Genomic DNA, 13,463 nt, shown 5'->3' on the forward strand with positions numbered 1-13,463 from the left:
CACATGGCCTGTGCTCGGGGCTCGCTATCTGCTCGGCCGCGATGGCGGTAGAAGTAGGGTGCGCCGCCAGACACGCACCGGGATCGAGGAGCTTGCATTCGACGAAGGTTTATCGTTTCGCCGGCATCAAATGCAAGTCTGTCGCTGTCGACCGAGACCTTCGATCTCGGCTTCAATCACGTCCCCCGCCCTCAGGTAGCGGTTGTAGTGCGTGCCATTGCCGGCGGGTGAGCCGGTGCAGATGATGTCGCCTGGCAGCAGGCGCGAATAGCGCGAGATGTATTCGATCTGGCGTTCGATGCCGAACAGCATATCGGCCGTGGACTCGTCCTGCATGACTTGGCCGGAAACGGACAGGCGCATTTTCAGGCGATGCGGGTCGGCCACAAAGGCTTTCGGTACGAAGTAGGGGCCCAGCGGCAGGAAACCGGGCTGTCCCTTCGAGCGCAGCCAATCTGTGCCGAGCATCTTGTAGTCGGTGCGTGGTATCAGGTCCCGCGCTGAGACATCGTTGACAATGCAGTAGCCTGCCACGAAGTTCATCGCGAGTTCGCGCGGAATCTGATAGCCGCTCCGGCCGATGACGACACCCAGCTCCAGCTCCCAGTCGGGTTGGGTGGTCGTGTTTGGCAGTACCAGCGGGTCATACGCACCGGACACTGTGGAAACCGGCTTGGTGAACGCATAGGGTTCACCCGTGGCAGCGCGTTCGTCCATCATGTTCTCGGCCCAGCGGCGCAGACCGGCTTCGTCCAGCCCCGGCGGCCCGATTTTGGCGTCAACCGTCATGTCCACCACATGCTTGCGGTAGTTGGCGCCGGTGCAGAAAATCTGCCGGGGCAGATCGATGGCAGGGTGCACGCGCAGCGCCCCTAGTGCGTGCCACTGTTCGGTCTTGCCGTCGATGGCGAGAGCCAACCGGTTGAGCGCGGCGCAGTGGGTGTTCCAGGTGTCCAGCAAGGCCAGCACCGAGCCAACGTCGGCCAGCGCCGGTGCGTCATGCAGCTTTGCCAGTGTTGCCAGATCTGCCACGCGGTCATCCATGACGAGACCCACGAACTTGTGGCCATCGTGCTCATGCGAGAACGTACCCAATGCATACGGTTTCATTGTGCTTTCCTCAGGAAGGTGTCAAGCAGTGATGTATCGACGACGTCTGAATAGGTGTCCTCGCCGCCCGGCAGGCCTAGGAGGCGACGGTGCTCAATCAGCAGGGCGACGCCCTCGTGGGTCGGTCGCAGCGAATCCGGGTCTTGAATCTGCTGCCGCGCCTGCTCCAGCTCGCACAGCCATCCACCGATGCGCTCACGCGCCGGACTGGCCACGGACATGACGATGCCTTGCCCCGGAAAGGCCGGGTAAGCTTGCTGCACACTGGCGATCTGCATCAACCCGACCTCGGCGGCTTGCGTCGCGAAGGGCTGCCCCAGCAGCGTGGCATCGCCGCGGCCGTCCAGTAGGGCCCTATATCGTTCCGTTACTCCGCCAGCGGGGGTAAAACGGCAGCCGTTTTCATCGATGCCAGCTTCGCGCAACATGGCTCGTAGCGCGATGACAAAACCATTGTCCACTGCGTCGACAAGCAGGTTGGCACCGCGCAGGTTAGCCATGCTCTTGCGGTCTGGAGCGCCGACCAGCGCCAGGGGCGTGGTCCGCTCGACTTGCGCCACCACGCGAAAATCCTTAGATCCCTGGCGTCGATTCCAGCCGATGACGTTGTCCATCGCCGTCACGACAGCATCGACTTCGCCCGCGACCAATGCCTGGAACTGGGCGTCGGAAGAAGGATTGCGGCTGGCCTGGATGACGGTTGCCCGTGGAGCTTGCCCTGCCATCACAGCCAGAGGCAGTGGCACGAACCACATTACGTTGATGCGATTCGACATGTGCTGTTTCCTTCTTGGTACGACGCGCCGCGCGCCGGCTTTAGCAGGAAGTGCGCCAGTGCCGGCAGCAGGATCAGCGCGCCGAGCATGTTCCACAGGAACATGAAGGCCAGCAGCAGACCCATGTCGGCCTGGAACTTGATCGGGCTGGCGACCCAGGTGACTACGCCGATGGCCAGTGTGACGCCGGTGAGCATCACGACTTTGCCGGTGAAGAGCAGGGCGCGGTAGTAGGCTTCTGACAGGCTCTTGCCCTCGCGCAGCTGGGCCAGCGTCACCGACAGGATGTAGAGTGCGTAGTCGATACCGATGCCCACACCCAGAGCGATCACAGGTAACGTGGCGACCTTCACACCCATGCCGAGAGCCACCATCAGCGCCTCGGCAAGCACGGAAGTCAGCATCAATGGCAGCACCGCCACCACCACCGCGCGCCACGAACGGAAAGTGATGAAGGACAGCACCACTACCGCGCCGTACACGAGGTACAGCATCTTGCGCCAGGCATCCTTGACCGCGATGTTGGTCGCCGCCTCAATGCCTGCGGTGCCGGCGGCCAGCAGGAACTGCACATCCTTGGTGTTGTTCTCGTGGGCGAAGGTCTCAACGTGCTCAACCACGCGGTTCAGCGTGTCGGCCTTGTGGTCGTGAAGGTAGACGTACAGGGTGAGGAGGCCGCAGCTATCGTTGTAGAGGCCGCGCGGCGCGCCGGCCGTGACGGTGTTGAGCATGTCCTGGTTGGGCAGGAACTCGTACCACTTTGGATTGCCTTCGGTCAGGCCGACCAGCATGCGGCGGTTCAGAAGTGCAAGCGAATTGGTGTCTTCTACGCCGTTAAGCTGGCGCAGTTGCCATTCCAGCGCGTCGATCTTGTTGAGCGTATCGTATTTGGCGCACGCGCCTTCCGGCGTCTTGACCATGACCGCCAGCACGTCGCTGGAGGCACCGTAGCTCCGGTTCATGAAGCTCACATCGCGGTTGTAGCGACTGTCTGCGCGCAGCTCGGGCGCTCCAGGATCGAGGTCGCCGATCTTGAGATGGGCACCAACGGCCAGGCCCGTGATGCTCATGACCACTGCCGTGGCGACTGCGATGGAAGCCCACTTGCGCTGGGTGAACCGGTCCAGGAAGGCCCATACCGCATGCTTGTCCTCGCCGGCGGCGTCGGCGGTTTCGGCACGCAGGCTGCGCGCGGCGGCCTTGGCGCTGACGCCGGTGTAGGACAGCATGACCGGTAGCAGGATCAGGTTGGTGAAAATCAGCGCGGCCACGCCGAGCGAAGCGGCGATGGCCAGTTCGCGGATGACCTGGATGTCGATGACCAGCAGCACGGCGAAGCCCACCGCGTCGGCCAGCAGCGCAGTCAGGCCCGCAAGGAACAGGCGGCGGAAGGTAAAGCGCGCCGCCACCAGTTTGTCCATGCCGCGCCCGACGTCCTGCATGATGCCGTTCATCTTTTGCGCACCGTGGCTCATGCCGATGGCGAACACGAGGAAGGGTACGAGGATGGAATAGGGGTCGAGCGTGTAGCCGAGCGTTGGCAGCAAGCCGAGCTGCCACACCACGGCGACCAGCGAAGCCGCAACGACCAGCAGAGTAGAGCGGATGCAGCGCGTGTACCAGAAGACCATGATTGCCGCGATCGCTACCGCTAATGCGAAGAACATCAGCACCGCGTGCACGCCGTCGATGAGATCGCCCACCAGCTTGGCAAAGCCGGTGATGTGCACCTTCAGGCCCTGCTGCTCATATTTCGCGCGTAGGGTGTCGAGTTTTTCGGAGAAGGCGGCGTAGCTCAGCGGCTGGCCGTCGGGCGTGCGGGCCAGTAGTGGCACGAAGATGACGGTGGACCGCGAATCGAGGGAAACGATCTGGCCAATCTCGCCAGAGCGGGCGATGTTTGCCTCGAGCGCCACTAGGTTTTTCGCCGTCCCGCTGTAGCCGTCGGGTATGACGGGGCCACCTTCGAGGCCGTCCTCGGTCACGCCGACCCAGCGGGTCGAAGGCGTCCACAGCGATTTCATCTTCATCCGGTCGACGCCGGGCAGCAGGAAGATCTCGTCCGAAAGACCGCGCAGCGCTCGCAGATAGTTGGCGTCGTAGATGGTGCCATTGGGGTTCTCCACGGCGATGCGCACTGCATTGCCGAGCCCCGTGAGTTCGTTCTGGTAGCTCAGGTAGTTCTGGATATAGGGGTGGTGGGACGGGATGGTCTTTTCGAAGCTGGCGTTCAGATGCAGCTTGGCGGCCTGCCAGCCCAGTAGCACGGTGACGATGGCGCACAGTATCACCACGACCAGACGGTGGTTGAACAGTGCTCGTTCTATGAGCGAGCCCGAGCGCGGATCGAAGGTGCCGACTTTGTCCATGGCGATGGGGGGACCAGACTTCATTTCTGGCCTCCATTGGGGGCATGGACGATTCCCCGAACGCTGAGCGTTAGCAGCGAACCGTCGCGCTCACGGAAAACGCCGGTCAGAGATGGCAACGGGGTTCTGTTCAGTGCAACGAGAGCGCCTTCGCTTTCACTGAGCACCATCCCTGCCTGGTCCACCAGCACCAGCGATCCGTCGGGACGCAGGGCCGAGCCCGTGATGGACGCGGCGTCTGGCGCCGTGATTTGCTTCCAGCTCGCGCCGGCATCCAGGGAGCGCAGCATATTGCCGCGCAGTCCGGCCACCACGATTTCGTGGTCGGAGGGAAGCTCGGCAGTGAAGAAGCTGCCACTATAAGGGGGCTTGATTGCCGCGAAAGTCTGGCCACCGTCTTTTGACAGTCGCACCAATCCCTGTTCGCCGCACACGAGAATGCGTTCGCCGTGGCGGCGAATCGCATACAGGTGCAGGCCACGAGAGTTGTCCAGGCGGTCCGCCCAAGACGTCCAATTCTGCCCGCCATCCGTGGTGGAGTAGGCCATGCCGTAGGCGCCGATGACGATTACGCGCCGTGCGTCCAGCACTAGCAGGTCGAGCAGGGGCTTGTCGGGGCCGTCGGCCTCCAGGCGCTCGGCGTCTCGCAGGGCTGCAGCGTTGCCATTTGTCTGGGCAGCGGCGAGGGAAATCTGCGCGGCCTGACGGCCGTCGAGCACGCGTGTCCAAGTCTCGCCACCGTCGGCGGTGGCGAGCACAGTGCCACTGTGACCGACCGCATAGCCATGTTTATTATCGGCGAAGTGAACCGCAGTTAGCGTTACGCTGACGGGCACCGACACCTGGCGCCATGTTGCGGCATCGTTGTCAGACACCACCACGATGCCGCGCTCGCCCACCGCGACCAGACGGTTGCCCGCCTGCGCGATGCCGAGTAGTACCGACTGCGCTGCCCGCTGCGAGATGACAGCGGGGCGATCAAGCGCCGGGCCGATCGGCGTGGCGGACCAGGCCGCGCTAACGCCGAATGCGCCGAAGCAGGCGGCAAGCAGAGCTCGCGCGTGCCACCGGGTGGGGTTATAAAACATGACATTGTCTCCTGCTTGTTAGATCTTGGTGATATCAAATCGATACGAGTCGTATTAGAATATAGGCGAACCATGTACGCGTCAAACCTATGGGACGGTTCTTCGGGTATGCCCGGACATGAATAACGAGGCGTTTTGACGAGTACCATCCCGCCGCTATGGAGAAAGCTATTGACCTCGAGCATCACCGTCGCTAAGACGAGCTCCGCTCGGAACACGCGATCGCCGGGACGTACGCGCAGTGAAGCCGCGCGCGTCGCTATCCTGAACGCCACCTTGAGCTTGCTCGAAACGCATTCGTTGCAGCAGATCACTATCGAGGCAATCGCCAAGGAAGCAGGCGTTGGAAAGGCGACCATCTATCGCTGGTGGCCCTCCAAGGCGGCCGTAGTGATCGAGGCCTTCGTGCAGAACCACATCGTGCAGACGCACATGCCGAGAGGGGGCAGTTGCCGAGAGGCTATCACCGTGCATCTCCATCGCATGGTGGAACAGTATGGCGGGCGGGGCGGCCGGCTAGTCGCTCAGATACTGGCCGAAGGGCAGTCGGATCCGGAGGTTCTTCGTGAATTCCGCGAGCGATTCTTCTACGGCCGTCGCGCCATGGTTCGCGAAGTCATCGAAGAAGGGCGTCGCAACGGCGAATTCCGTACTGATATGGACTCAGAGTTCCTCATGGACATTGTGTACTCGCCCGTTTATTTCCGGCTCGTCATGGGGCACCTCCCGCTGAGTCGGGAGTTCGCTGATGAACTAGCCGAAAGCGCAATGGTCGTTTTGTGCCCACCTGCGCAGTCACATTGCTGATTTTTCCAATACATCTATAAGGAGGAGAGCTTTTCATGCGCAAGCATTTGATCGTCGCCGCACTGGCGGTCGCCGCGGGGCCGAGCTGGGCAGGCTGCAACCAGGTCGTCAAGGCTAACGATGCCATGCAATTCGACGTGAAGGAGATCACGGTCGACAAGGCCTGCAAGCGGTTCACCGTCACCCTCGAGCATACGGGAAAACTGCCTCGGACCGCCATGGGCCACAATTGGGTGCTGACCAGGGAGGCGGATTTCCAGCGTGTGGTGACGGCCGGCATGTCTACTGGCGCAGCCAGGGATTACGTGCCGGACGATGCTGCCGTAGTTGCTCATACCAAGGTGATCGGAGGAGGTGAGTCCGCCACCGTTTCCTTCGATGTGACTAGGTTGGCGGCGGGTCAGGGCTACACTTTTTTCTGCTCCTTCCCCGGCCATTCGGCCATGATGAAAGGCGCGCTCAAGCTCGGCTCGTAAGTCGTCGCCCCATGTAATGCCTTGCTCCGTCGAGCGAGGAAGTTTCTTGCACCGGTCAAGCCAGCCTTCGGCCGGTAGAGAGCGCATCTTGCATTAAATGAATTGACAGTGGTCTCTTCTCTGCGTAGTCTTTTTGCGAAACGAGACGTATAGGTTCGTTAATAGAGAAGTCTACGTGAAATCCTGGGCGCGCGCGAATTTCAAAGTCATGTAACAACCCGCCGCCTCGCTAAACCTTCTAACAAGGAGACGTGAATGAAGTTCGGACGAATTTCCCGAGAGAGTCCTGACGGCGCGATCGCCCGTTTGGTCGTCGTTGAACCCGAGAAAGGGCGCGTGATTGATCTGGCTCGTGCCGGCGTGTTGCACGCGATGGGCAAGCGCCACGCGACGCAGGCCGCCGCGACGCGCCTAGCCCGGGCCCAATTCCCAGGTAGCATGGCCCAGGCGCTGGGTGCGAGCGACATCCTGGTCGAGACTGCCACCGAAGTGATTCAGGGAAGCTATGGCGAAGATGCCTCACTCGATATCAAGGACGTCACCTGGCTGGCGGCTTCCGATCCTCCGGTGCTGCGCGATGGCCTGACTTTCGTCGGTCACATTAAGGGCTGGCACGAGCGCATGAATCGGGAGGTGCCAGATAGCATGTTGCGCATCCCCGGCTTCACAAAGAACTCGTCCAGCACCGTCATCGGACACAACTCGGTCGTGCCATGGCCTGGCTACATCAAGAACAAGATGGACTACGAACTCGAACTGGGCTACGTAATCGGTCGCGAGGGCGGCAGCGTGCGTCCCGAGGATGCGATGAAGTACGTCTTCGGCATCACCCTGTACAACGACTTCAGCGGTCGCGAGCTGCAGCACGACGAACTGCCGATCGGTATGGGCAGCACCAAAAGCAAGGACTTCGCGCATGCGATCGGTCCGTGGATCACCACCTTGGACGAATTCAAGGATCTGGACGCCATTTCGATGGAAGTGCGCGTCAATGGTGAAACTTGGAGCAAGGGCAATAGCGGCGGCAAGCTGTGGACGGTGGCCGAATTGGTCGCATATGTCTCGCTGGGCGAGAAGATCTTGCCGGGCGACGTGATCGGTTCGGGCACGATGGGCCGTGGTTCGGCGCTGGAATTGGGTCGCGAGCTGAAGCCGGGCGATGTTGTCGAACTGGAAGCTGGTGGCGTCGGCGTGCTGCGCACCACCATGGGCCAGCCGATCGACGGATTGTGGTGGCCCGAGCGCCGCAAGCCCTTCATGTAATTCGTGGGGCCCACGTGAGCGAACTGATAGACAATCCGACACGGGCCCATGTCGCGGCGGCGGTGATCGCTGGCCGTCGCGACGTTCTGCTCGATACTAACCCCGCCTCGGCGAGCTTGGGTGCGGTGCTGCGCGAAGGCAAGCCGGGTGAACTGCGCTTGGGCTTTGTCGCGCCACGAGAGAGCACGCAGGGCAACGGCGTGGTCAGTGGCGGCACGCTGGCCAGCATGCTGGACTTGGCCATGGCCATGGCCCTGCTGTCGGTGCTGCCGCCGGGCCGCGTTTGCGCCACGATCAATCTGTCCGTCAACATGATGGCGGCGGCCAAGGTCGGGCCGCTGGTGGCCACAGCCAGTGTTGAGCGCCTCGGGCGCACTGTGGGTTTTGCCCGCGCTTCGTTGTTCGACGCCAGCGGCGAACACCTGCTGGCTAGCGCGACTTCGGCCTTGTCTGTGTTTGACGAGCGTCCGGCGCCATCAGCCGCATGACGTTGTCGCAATGGGCGTGGGCGAACTCTTGAGTCAGTGGCGAATGCGCCGTGAGCAGCTGGAAATAGATGGGCGCAAAGAGCTGCTCCAGTTGGAACTCGGCCGGAACGTCGTCGCGGAACTCGCCGAGCCGGCGTGCTTCGAGGACGAGTTCCAAGGCCATGGCGCGCCTCCCATACCAAAAGCGTTCACGGAATTCGCGCAGCACGTCAGGATCGCTCTGTCCTTCGGCGATGATCTGGGACACGATGCGGCCTTCCGGGCCCGCATATTCCTTGATCAGCAGCTGCATGACTTGGGCCAGGGCCTCGCGGGGTTTCATACCCTTGGGCGCCGCGACGCGGCTGACATGGTTAATCAAGAAGGCTTCGATTACCACCGCCGCCTTGGTAGGCCACCAGCGATAGATGGTGGCCTTTCCGACACCAGCCTCGCGTGCGATGGCCTCAATCGAGACTTGCTGCAGCGGCTGCGTTTCCAGCAGTTTCAGCGTGGCGTTCAGAATCGCCAGGCGTGAGGCGGTGCTTCGTGTGCGCCCTGGAGAGCGTTGTGCTGCTTGCGTCACGGGTCCCCTCGATGATTGACGAAGATGCCGCGCTATTTTACAGGGGCAGGCGGTTGTTCGGTCATTCCGCTGGATATTCCCGCGTAAAATTACGCGCCCCGACGCATTTCCTTTTGTGTTCGGCGATGACGCGCATTCCGAAGTGGTGGGCCTACTTTCGGCCGATCGCGCGTATGTGGTTTTTCCCGATGTAAATTTGAAACGAGTCGTATAGTATCGCAAATTGAAGTATCAAAATTCAGGGCCATAAATATGGAGACAATCATGAACAGACCTGTGGACAGCTCAAAAAGCTGGATCTCCCTTGTGTTGTGCCACTGCTCGGGGTTGATCGACCTCGTTGCCATGCCGGTGTGGATCGGCATTGTCCTGATCGGCATGTATGGGTTGAGCCCGCAACGTGCGGGTGCCCTGGTTTCGTGCTTCCTCGGCGCAGCGGTAATCAGTAGTGCGATAGTTTCTCCGCGCGTCAACCGCATACGGGGCGCGCTAGCGGTGCCACTGGGCTACGGCGTGGCCGCCGCGGCGTTCATCGGTTTGGCCACGACTCGCGACTACAACACGATGGTCACACTGCATCTCGTCGGTGGCTTGGGTGTCGGCGTAGGGCTTTCGATGGCGCACGCCGCCATGGGAGCCAGTTCCAGCCCGCACCGCCTGATCGCCGTCGCTTTCCTGGTCTTGACCCTGGTGTCATTGGGGTTCTTGGGAGGTGTGTCCAAGCTGGTGGTGGTGTACGGCGGCCCTGCGCTGTTTCTGGCCTTGGGCAGCATGATGCTGATGACCGCATTGTTCGCGCTCATCGGCTTCCCGTCTCGTCGGCCCGGCATCTCGCACCCGAATGCGTCGGTTCACCATGGCAAGCTGCCGCGAGTGGTGTGGCTCGCCATGATCGGTACCAGCTTCGCGCTGCTGAATCATTCGATGATGTTTGGTTTCGTCGAGCGTGTCGGCGATTCCCACGGGTTCAGCCGCGCGCAGCTTATGAACACTATGCTGGCGATTGGTCTGGTTAATCTTTCCCCTGGCATTCTCGCCACCTATTTCGAGAAAAAGATCTCTCCTAAGGTCGTCATCGTGTTCGGCCCGGCGCTACACGCCGTGCTGTGCCTGATGCTGACACAAACGACGGTCTATGGCGTCTATACAGTGGGAGCATGCCTGTTCCCCGTGGTGATGACCTTCACGCACACCTTCATTTTCGCGTACCTGGCGCGCTTGGACCCTTCTGGCCGTGCGGTTGGCGCCACTCCAGTGATGCTGATGACCGGCTCTGCCATCGGCCCGTTCCTGGGCGGTGCGGTGGCGCAGCGCTTCGGCTACGAGAGTCTGGGCTGGATAGTGGTCGCGCTCGCAGTGGTCAGCGTGGGCTTCTTCCTGGCAACAGTGCGTGGTGAATCGCGCGGAACCAGCGGCCAGCCAAGGGTCGCATAGTTGCCAAATTGTGGCAGTCGCAAGTCCCGGCGCTACATCGACCGATGCGATGTACAGCCGGATGCGCTTGCGATTTATGCCGCAGCTGTTTTTGTGCTATTTGTTCGCATCCATTGATCGGGTCAACATCGTTTTCGCGCAACTGCAGATGAAGCAGTCGCTGGGCATCACGGACGCTCAGTACTGTCTAGCCGCTGGGACCTTTCATTGGATATGAGATCTTTGAAGTGCCCAGCACCGTGTCGTTTCGCTGCGTTGGCGCGCGCGAGACCTTCCCGCGCATCATGATTGTAAGCCTGTGCTTGACAGCACTGCGTTCGTCACTCGGTCCTGGCAGTTGTGCAGACCGCGTTTCTTGCTGGGCGCGTTCGAGGCGGGCTTCTTCCCGGGCGTAATGTTGAACCTCACTTACTGGCTTCCTCGCACCAACCGAGGCGCTACGTGGGGTTTCTTCCTCACGGCTTCTCAGTCGCCGTGGTTGACGCCAGTGTGTGGCGCGATCATGGAATGGTTGAGCGAAGGACCACGCCTACAGGGATGACAACGCCTATTCTTGTTGCTGGGACTGCCGACCTGCGGACTGGGTGTGCTGTGCTTCTTTTGCCTTGATGATCGCCCGTCGCACGGGAAACGGCGTTCTGAGGAAGAGCTCGTTCTGATTGAAGAGTACATCGCGGCTGAAGAGCGTGAGCGTCACCTCAACATCAACGCGTCGCCGAAGAGCAGCACATTCTAAGACGCACAGGTCTATCCGCTGAACTTTATCTATTTCGCGCGGGCGGCAACCTGCTACGCTATCCGTTTCTGGCTTCTGGCCTTGATTCTCAGCATTGGCGTGAGCGACTTTTCCCCCATCGGTTGGTTCGCGTTCGTTCCGGCAGCGCTGGCGGCGCTGGCCCGCGTGCTCGTCAGTCGTAGTTCTGATCAGCGGCGCGAACGGAGAAATCACCTCTTGCTTTGTGTCGTTGCCGCCGCGGTTGGCTTGGGCGCCGCTGCAATCACCGAGTCATTGCCTGGACTGATCTTCGCCATTAGCGTGCCACGATTGGCGCGTGTTCGGGATAAGGCGGTACCGGTCCATACCGCCGACCTTCCTGAAGTTGGCTTGCTCTCGGTGGCGCGGCGATGTGCGAGGTGGATGCTGGACAAGCGTGCCTATCGGTACGATAGGCACGGAAGCATCATGGATTGATTGCTGGTATCAAAAAAGGACGCTGACATAGCGTCCTTCTTCTATGCGCAGAGGCACAACCTTCAGCGCTTGACCCTGACAGGGCCCCAGTACGCATAAACCATCTTCGAGCGTGAAGCGCGCGCCGTGGCCGTGGCAAATGATGTGCTCGGCCTTGCTATCCAGGTATGCATGTTTGCGCCAGGGCATCGACGCTCCCGGCCAATGCGGGCAGGAATTGCGGTAGGCGCGCAGCAGGTCGCCGCAGCGGACGATGAAAAGGTCGTCGGTGCCACGACACTGGAGATCAAAACCTCGCGCCCCTGGCTGGGGCAGCTCGTTCAATTGGCAGAGCCGGGTCCAGGCGGGGCGTCGGAGGTGACCGCTTGCATTCAGCACTCAGGGTTGACCGTCGGGGCCATTTGGCGCCCATGTTTCGCGCCAGTTAAAGAGGAAGATCTGCGAACGATCGGCTTTGGCATCCTCCACGCGCGGCACCCAGCTGTCGTCATGCAGATCCATGTCAGCGTCATACTCGATGTGGCAGCCAAATGGGGAATTGAAGTACCAGAACCAGTTGCTGCCCATGACGTGACGGCCCGGTCCCCAGTATGATTCATATCCCTTGCGTTGCATGTTCTGGCCAGCCAGCAGCACCTCGGTGGGGCCGCCCATGTGGAAGGTGAAGTGCTCGCAGCCCAGCATGTGGGGCGGCGTCTGGATGAGGAACATCGTGTGGTGGTCGACGCAGCCGGCCGGGCGCAGGAACGGGCCCATGCCGACGAAGCGGTCGGACAGGCGGAACCCCAGGCGCTTGATGTAAAAGGATTCGGCCTTGTCAGTGTCGGGCACAAAATAGACGACGTGTGACAGGGTCCGAGGCTTCGGCGGCGGCGCATTGAGGCTGCTGTTGACCCCGTTGACATTGAAGCCGCGTTGCGGGGTGCCGGGCGCGTTGACCTGTTCGCCCGGCAGGTCCAGTTTGCGCCGCACCGTGACTTGGAAACCTAGAGTGAAGCCCATGTCGTCGACGGACTCTATCGAGCCGTCCGTCAGGGTCTTCACTTCGCGGTCCCTGGCTAGTTCCCTAGCGATGGTGTCGAGTGTGGCGTTGTCGGTCACTCCGTAGATCGTTTTGCGCAGCTGGTTAGAGGTCGATTGGGTCCACTTGGGCAGGCCAGGGTCGTCGGTGTGACGAATGATGACGCCGGTGCCATCGAGCGCCGTGAACAGGCCGTTGCCCCGATCTTCCAGGCCATAGTCTGTCAGGAACTGCGAGCCGGCCGCGAGGTCGTCAACCGCAAAAACCAGGTAGTCGGGTCCGATGATATTCATTTCGTGTCCTTTGTGTGGTGATTCACAGCGGCTCGCCGGGCACCAGGTCCAGCAGCACAAAAGCCATGCGGCAGGGCTTGTCGGAGCGGTTGGACCAGCTATGGTTGGTAGCGCGCTGGATGAGGATGTCGCCCTGGCGCATCAGCACCTCGCCTTCGTCCATCATGGCGTAGACCTCGCCTTCCAGCACGATGGCGTAGTCTAGGGACTCGGTCTTGTGAAACCAGAAGTGGCGCGGCTTGTTGTTGTCGCGCACACCCGACTCGTCGAGGAACTTCAGCAGCTCTTCCTGGTTGTAGAACGAGTCCGGAGCGAAGTCGGCTACCCGCAGGATGGAGCCGCGGGGCGAGTGGAACGGGAACTTATGCCCCTGAGGCGCCGGCTCGTCGCCAGTCGCCCGCGCTTCGCCTGTGGCCCAGAGCACATGAGCGGCGGGGCGGCCGGGTTCCCAGAACACGTTGGGCGCGTCGCCGTCGGACTGTATATATGACTGGCCCTGAGCGTTGGTGCCGGTTACGATGCGGCGCACCGGGCGATATTCGAGCTGGCGCAGGCCTTCTTTCTTTTCCGTTGTTTCCATG

At 61.4% G+C, this 13,463-nt stretch carries 14 protein-coding genes; 5 read left to right on the forward strand and 9 right to left on the reverse strand.

The window, feature by feature from the left end; genetic code table 11:
• Positions 1 to 126: 126 nt before the first annotated feature.
• From L0U81_RS28890 to L0U81_RS28905, 4 genes are read right to left on the reverse strand one after another with little or no spacing between them, the layout of a single operon-like run.
• Positions 127 to 1,110, reverse strand: coding sequence for a fumarylacetoacetate hydrolase family protein (locus L0U81_RS28890; protein ID WP_233808691.1), 984 nt, complete (start codon positions 1,108 to 1,110; stop codon positions 127 to 129).
• Positions 1,107 to 1,886, reverse strand: a complete 780-nt coding sequence (locus tag L0U81_RS28895; RefSeq protein ID WP_233808693.1) for an ABC transporter substrate-binding protein — start codon at positions 1,884 to 1,886, stop codon at positions 1,107 to 1,109. Before L0U81_RS28895 ends, L0U81_RS28890 begins: the two co-directional genes overlap by 4 nt.
• Positions 1,865 to 4,279 (reverse strand): efflux RND transporter permease subunit, encoded by a 2,415-nt coding sequence (locus L0U81_RS28900; protein ID WP_233808701.1) that lies wholly within the window; start codon positions 4,277 to 4,279, stop codon positions 1,865 to 1,867. Before L0U81_RS28900 ends, L0U81_RS28895 begins: the two co-directional genes overlap by 22 nt.
• Positions 4,276 to 5,343, reverse strand: a complete 1,068-nt coding sequence (locus L0U81_RS28905) for a WD40/YVTN/BNR-like repeat-containing protein (RefSeq protein WP_233808709.1) — start codon at positions 5,341 to 5,343, stop codon at positions 4,276 to 4,278. Before L0U81_RS28905 ends, L0U81_RS28900 begins: the two co-directional genes overlap by 4 nt.
• A 171-nt stretch (positions 5,344 to 5,514) precedes the next feature.
• Here L0U81_RS28905 and L0U81_RS28910 point away from each other — a divergent pair, with 171 nt between their 5' ends.
• From L0U81_RS28910 to L0U81_RS28925, 4 genes are all read left to right on the forward strand, one after another.
• Entirely contained in the window at positions 5,515 to 6,150 is a 636-nt protein-coding gene (locus tag L0U81_RS28910) for a TetR/AcrR family transcriptional regulator (RefSeq protein WP_233808711.1), read from the forward strand.
• Between the two features lie 35 nt (positions 6,151 to 6,185).
• Positions 6,186 to 6,626 carry an azurin gene (azu, locus tag L0U81_RS28915; protein WP_233808713.1) on the forward strand — a complete coding sequence of 147 codons (441 nt, stop codon included), beginning with the start codon at positions 6,186 to 6,188 and terminating at the stop codon, positions 6,624 to 6,626.
• Between the two features lie 255 nt (positions 6,627 to 6,881).
• Positions 6,882 to 7,889 carry a fumarylacetoacetate hydrolase family protein gene (locus tag L0U81_RS28920; RefSeq protein WP_233808715.1) on the forward strand — a complete coding sequence of 336 codons (1,008 nt, stop codon included), beginning with the start codon at positions 6,882 to 6,884 and terminating at the stop codon, positions 7,887 to 7,889.
• 14 nt (positions 7,890 to 7,903) lie between these two features.
• Complete coding sequence (locus L0U81_RS28925; RefSeq protein ID WP_233808723.1) at positions 7,904 to 8,377, forward strand: PaaI family thioesterase; 474 nt, start codon at positions 7,904 to 7,906, stop codon at positions 8,375 to 8,377.
• On the opposite strand, the gene L0U81_RS28930 is transcribed toward L0U81_RS28925, so the two are convergent.
• On the reverse strand, positions 8,319 to 8,942 hold the full coding sequence (locus L0U81_RS28930) for a TetR/AcrR family transcriptional regulator (protein WP_233808725.1): 624 nt from the start codon (positions 8,940 to 8,942) through the stop codon (positions 8,319 to 8,321). The genes L0U81_RS28925 and L0U81_RS28930 overlap by 59 nt on opposite strands.
• A 264-nt stretch (positions 8,943 to 9,206) precedes the next feature.
• Here L0U81_RS28930 and L0U81_RS28935 point away from each other — a divergent pair, with 264 nt between their 5' ends.
• Positions 9,207 to 10,376 (forward strand): MFS transporter, encoded by a 1,170-nt coding sequence (locus L0U81_RS28935; protein ID WP_233808727.1) that lies wholly within the window; start codon positions 9,207 to 9,209, stop codon positions 10,374 to 10,376.
• Between the two features lie 547 nt (positions 10,377 to 10,923).
• Here the strand turns inward: L0U81_RS28935 and L0U81_RS28940 are convergent.
• The 4 genes from L0U81_RS28940 to L0U81_RS28955 form a co-directional block, all read right to left on the reverse strand.
• On the reverse strand, positions 10,924 to 11,325 hold the full coding sequence (locus L0U81_RS28940; protein ID WP_233808729.1) for a hypothetical protein: 402 nt from the start codon (positions 11,323 to 11,325) through the stop codon (positions 10,924 to 10,926).
• Between the two features lie 252 nt (positions 11,326 to 11,577).
• Positions 11,578 to 11,946 carry a Rieske (2Fe-2S) protein gene (locus L0U81_RS28945; RefSeq protein WP_326489874.1) on the reverse strand — a complete coding sequence of 123 codons (369 nt, stop codon included), beginning with the start codon at positions 11,944 to 11,946 and terminating at the stop codon, positions 11,578 to 11,580.
• Positions 11,947 to 12,882, reverse strand: coding sequence for a VOC family protein (locus L0U81_RS28950; RefSeq protein WP_233808746.1), 936 nt, complete (start codon positions 12,880 to 12,882; stop codon positions 11,947 to 11,949). It abuts the gene before it with no gap.
• A gap of 22 nt (positions 12,883 to 12,904) precedes the next feature.
• Complete coding sequence (locus L0U81_RS28955) at positions 12,905 to 13,462, reverse strand: cupin domain-containing protein (RefSeq protein ID WP_233808754.1); 558 nt, start codon at positions 13,460 to 13,462, stop codon at positions 12,905 to 12,907.
• Position 13,463: the final 1 nt, after the last annotated feature.

This window comes from Paraburkholderia sp. HP33-1, from assembly GCF_021390595.1.
In the GTDB taxonomy this organism is placed as follows: domain Bacteria; phylum Pseudomonadota; class Gammaproteobacteria; order Burkholderiales; family Burkholderiaceae; genus Paraburkholderia.

What these genes read in the sequence shown, in the direction of transcription:
- L0U81_RS28935 (WP_233808727.1), top strand. Translation starts at nt 9,207, where the DNA reads ATGAACAGACCTGTGGACAGCTCAAAAAGCTGGATCTCCCTTGTGTTG.
- L0U81_RS28890 (WP_233808691.1), bottom strand. Translation starts at nt 1,110, where the DNA reads ATGAAACCGTATGCATTGGGTACGTTCTCGCATGAGCACGATGGCCAC.
- L0U81_RS28920 (WP_233808715.1), top strand. Translation starts at nt 6,882, where the DNA reads ATGAAGTTCGGACGAATTTCCCGAGAGAGTCCTGACGGCGCGATCGCC.
- L0U81_RS28900 (WP_233808701.1), bottom strand. Translation starts at nt 4,279, where the DNA reads ATGAAGTCTGGTCCCCCCATCGCCATGGACAAAGTCGGCACCTTCGAT.
- L0U81_RS28955 (WP_233808754.1), bottom strand. Translation starts at nt 13,462, where the DNA reads ATGGAAACAACGGAAAAGAAAGAAGGCCTGCGCCAGCTCGAATATCGC.
- L0U81_RS28950 (WP_233808746.1), bottom strand. Translation starts at nt 12,882, where the DNA reads ATGAATATCATCGGACCCGACTACCTGGTTTTTGCGGTTGACGACCTC.
- azu (WP_233808713.1), top strand. Translation starts at nt 6,186, where the DNA reads ATGCGCAAGCATTTGATCGTCGCCGCACTGGCGGTCGCCGCGGGGCCG.
- L0U81_RS28905 (WP_233808709.1), bottom strand. Translation starts at nt 5,343, where the DNA reads ATGTTTTATAACCCCACCCGGTGGCACGCGCGAGCTCTGCTTGCCGCC.
- L0U81_RS28895 (WP_233808693.1), bottom strand. Translation starts at nt 1,886, where the DNA reads ATGTCGAATCGCATCAACGTAATGTGGTTCGTGCCACTGCCTCTGGCT.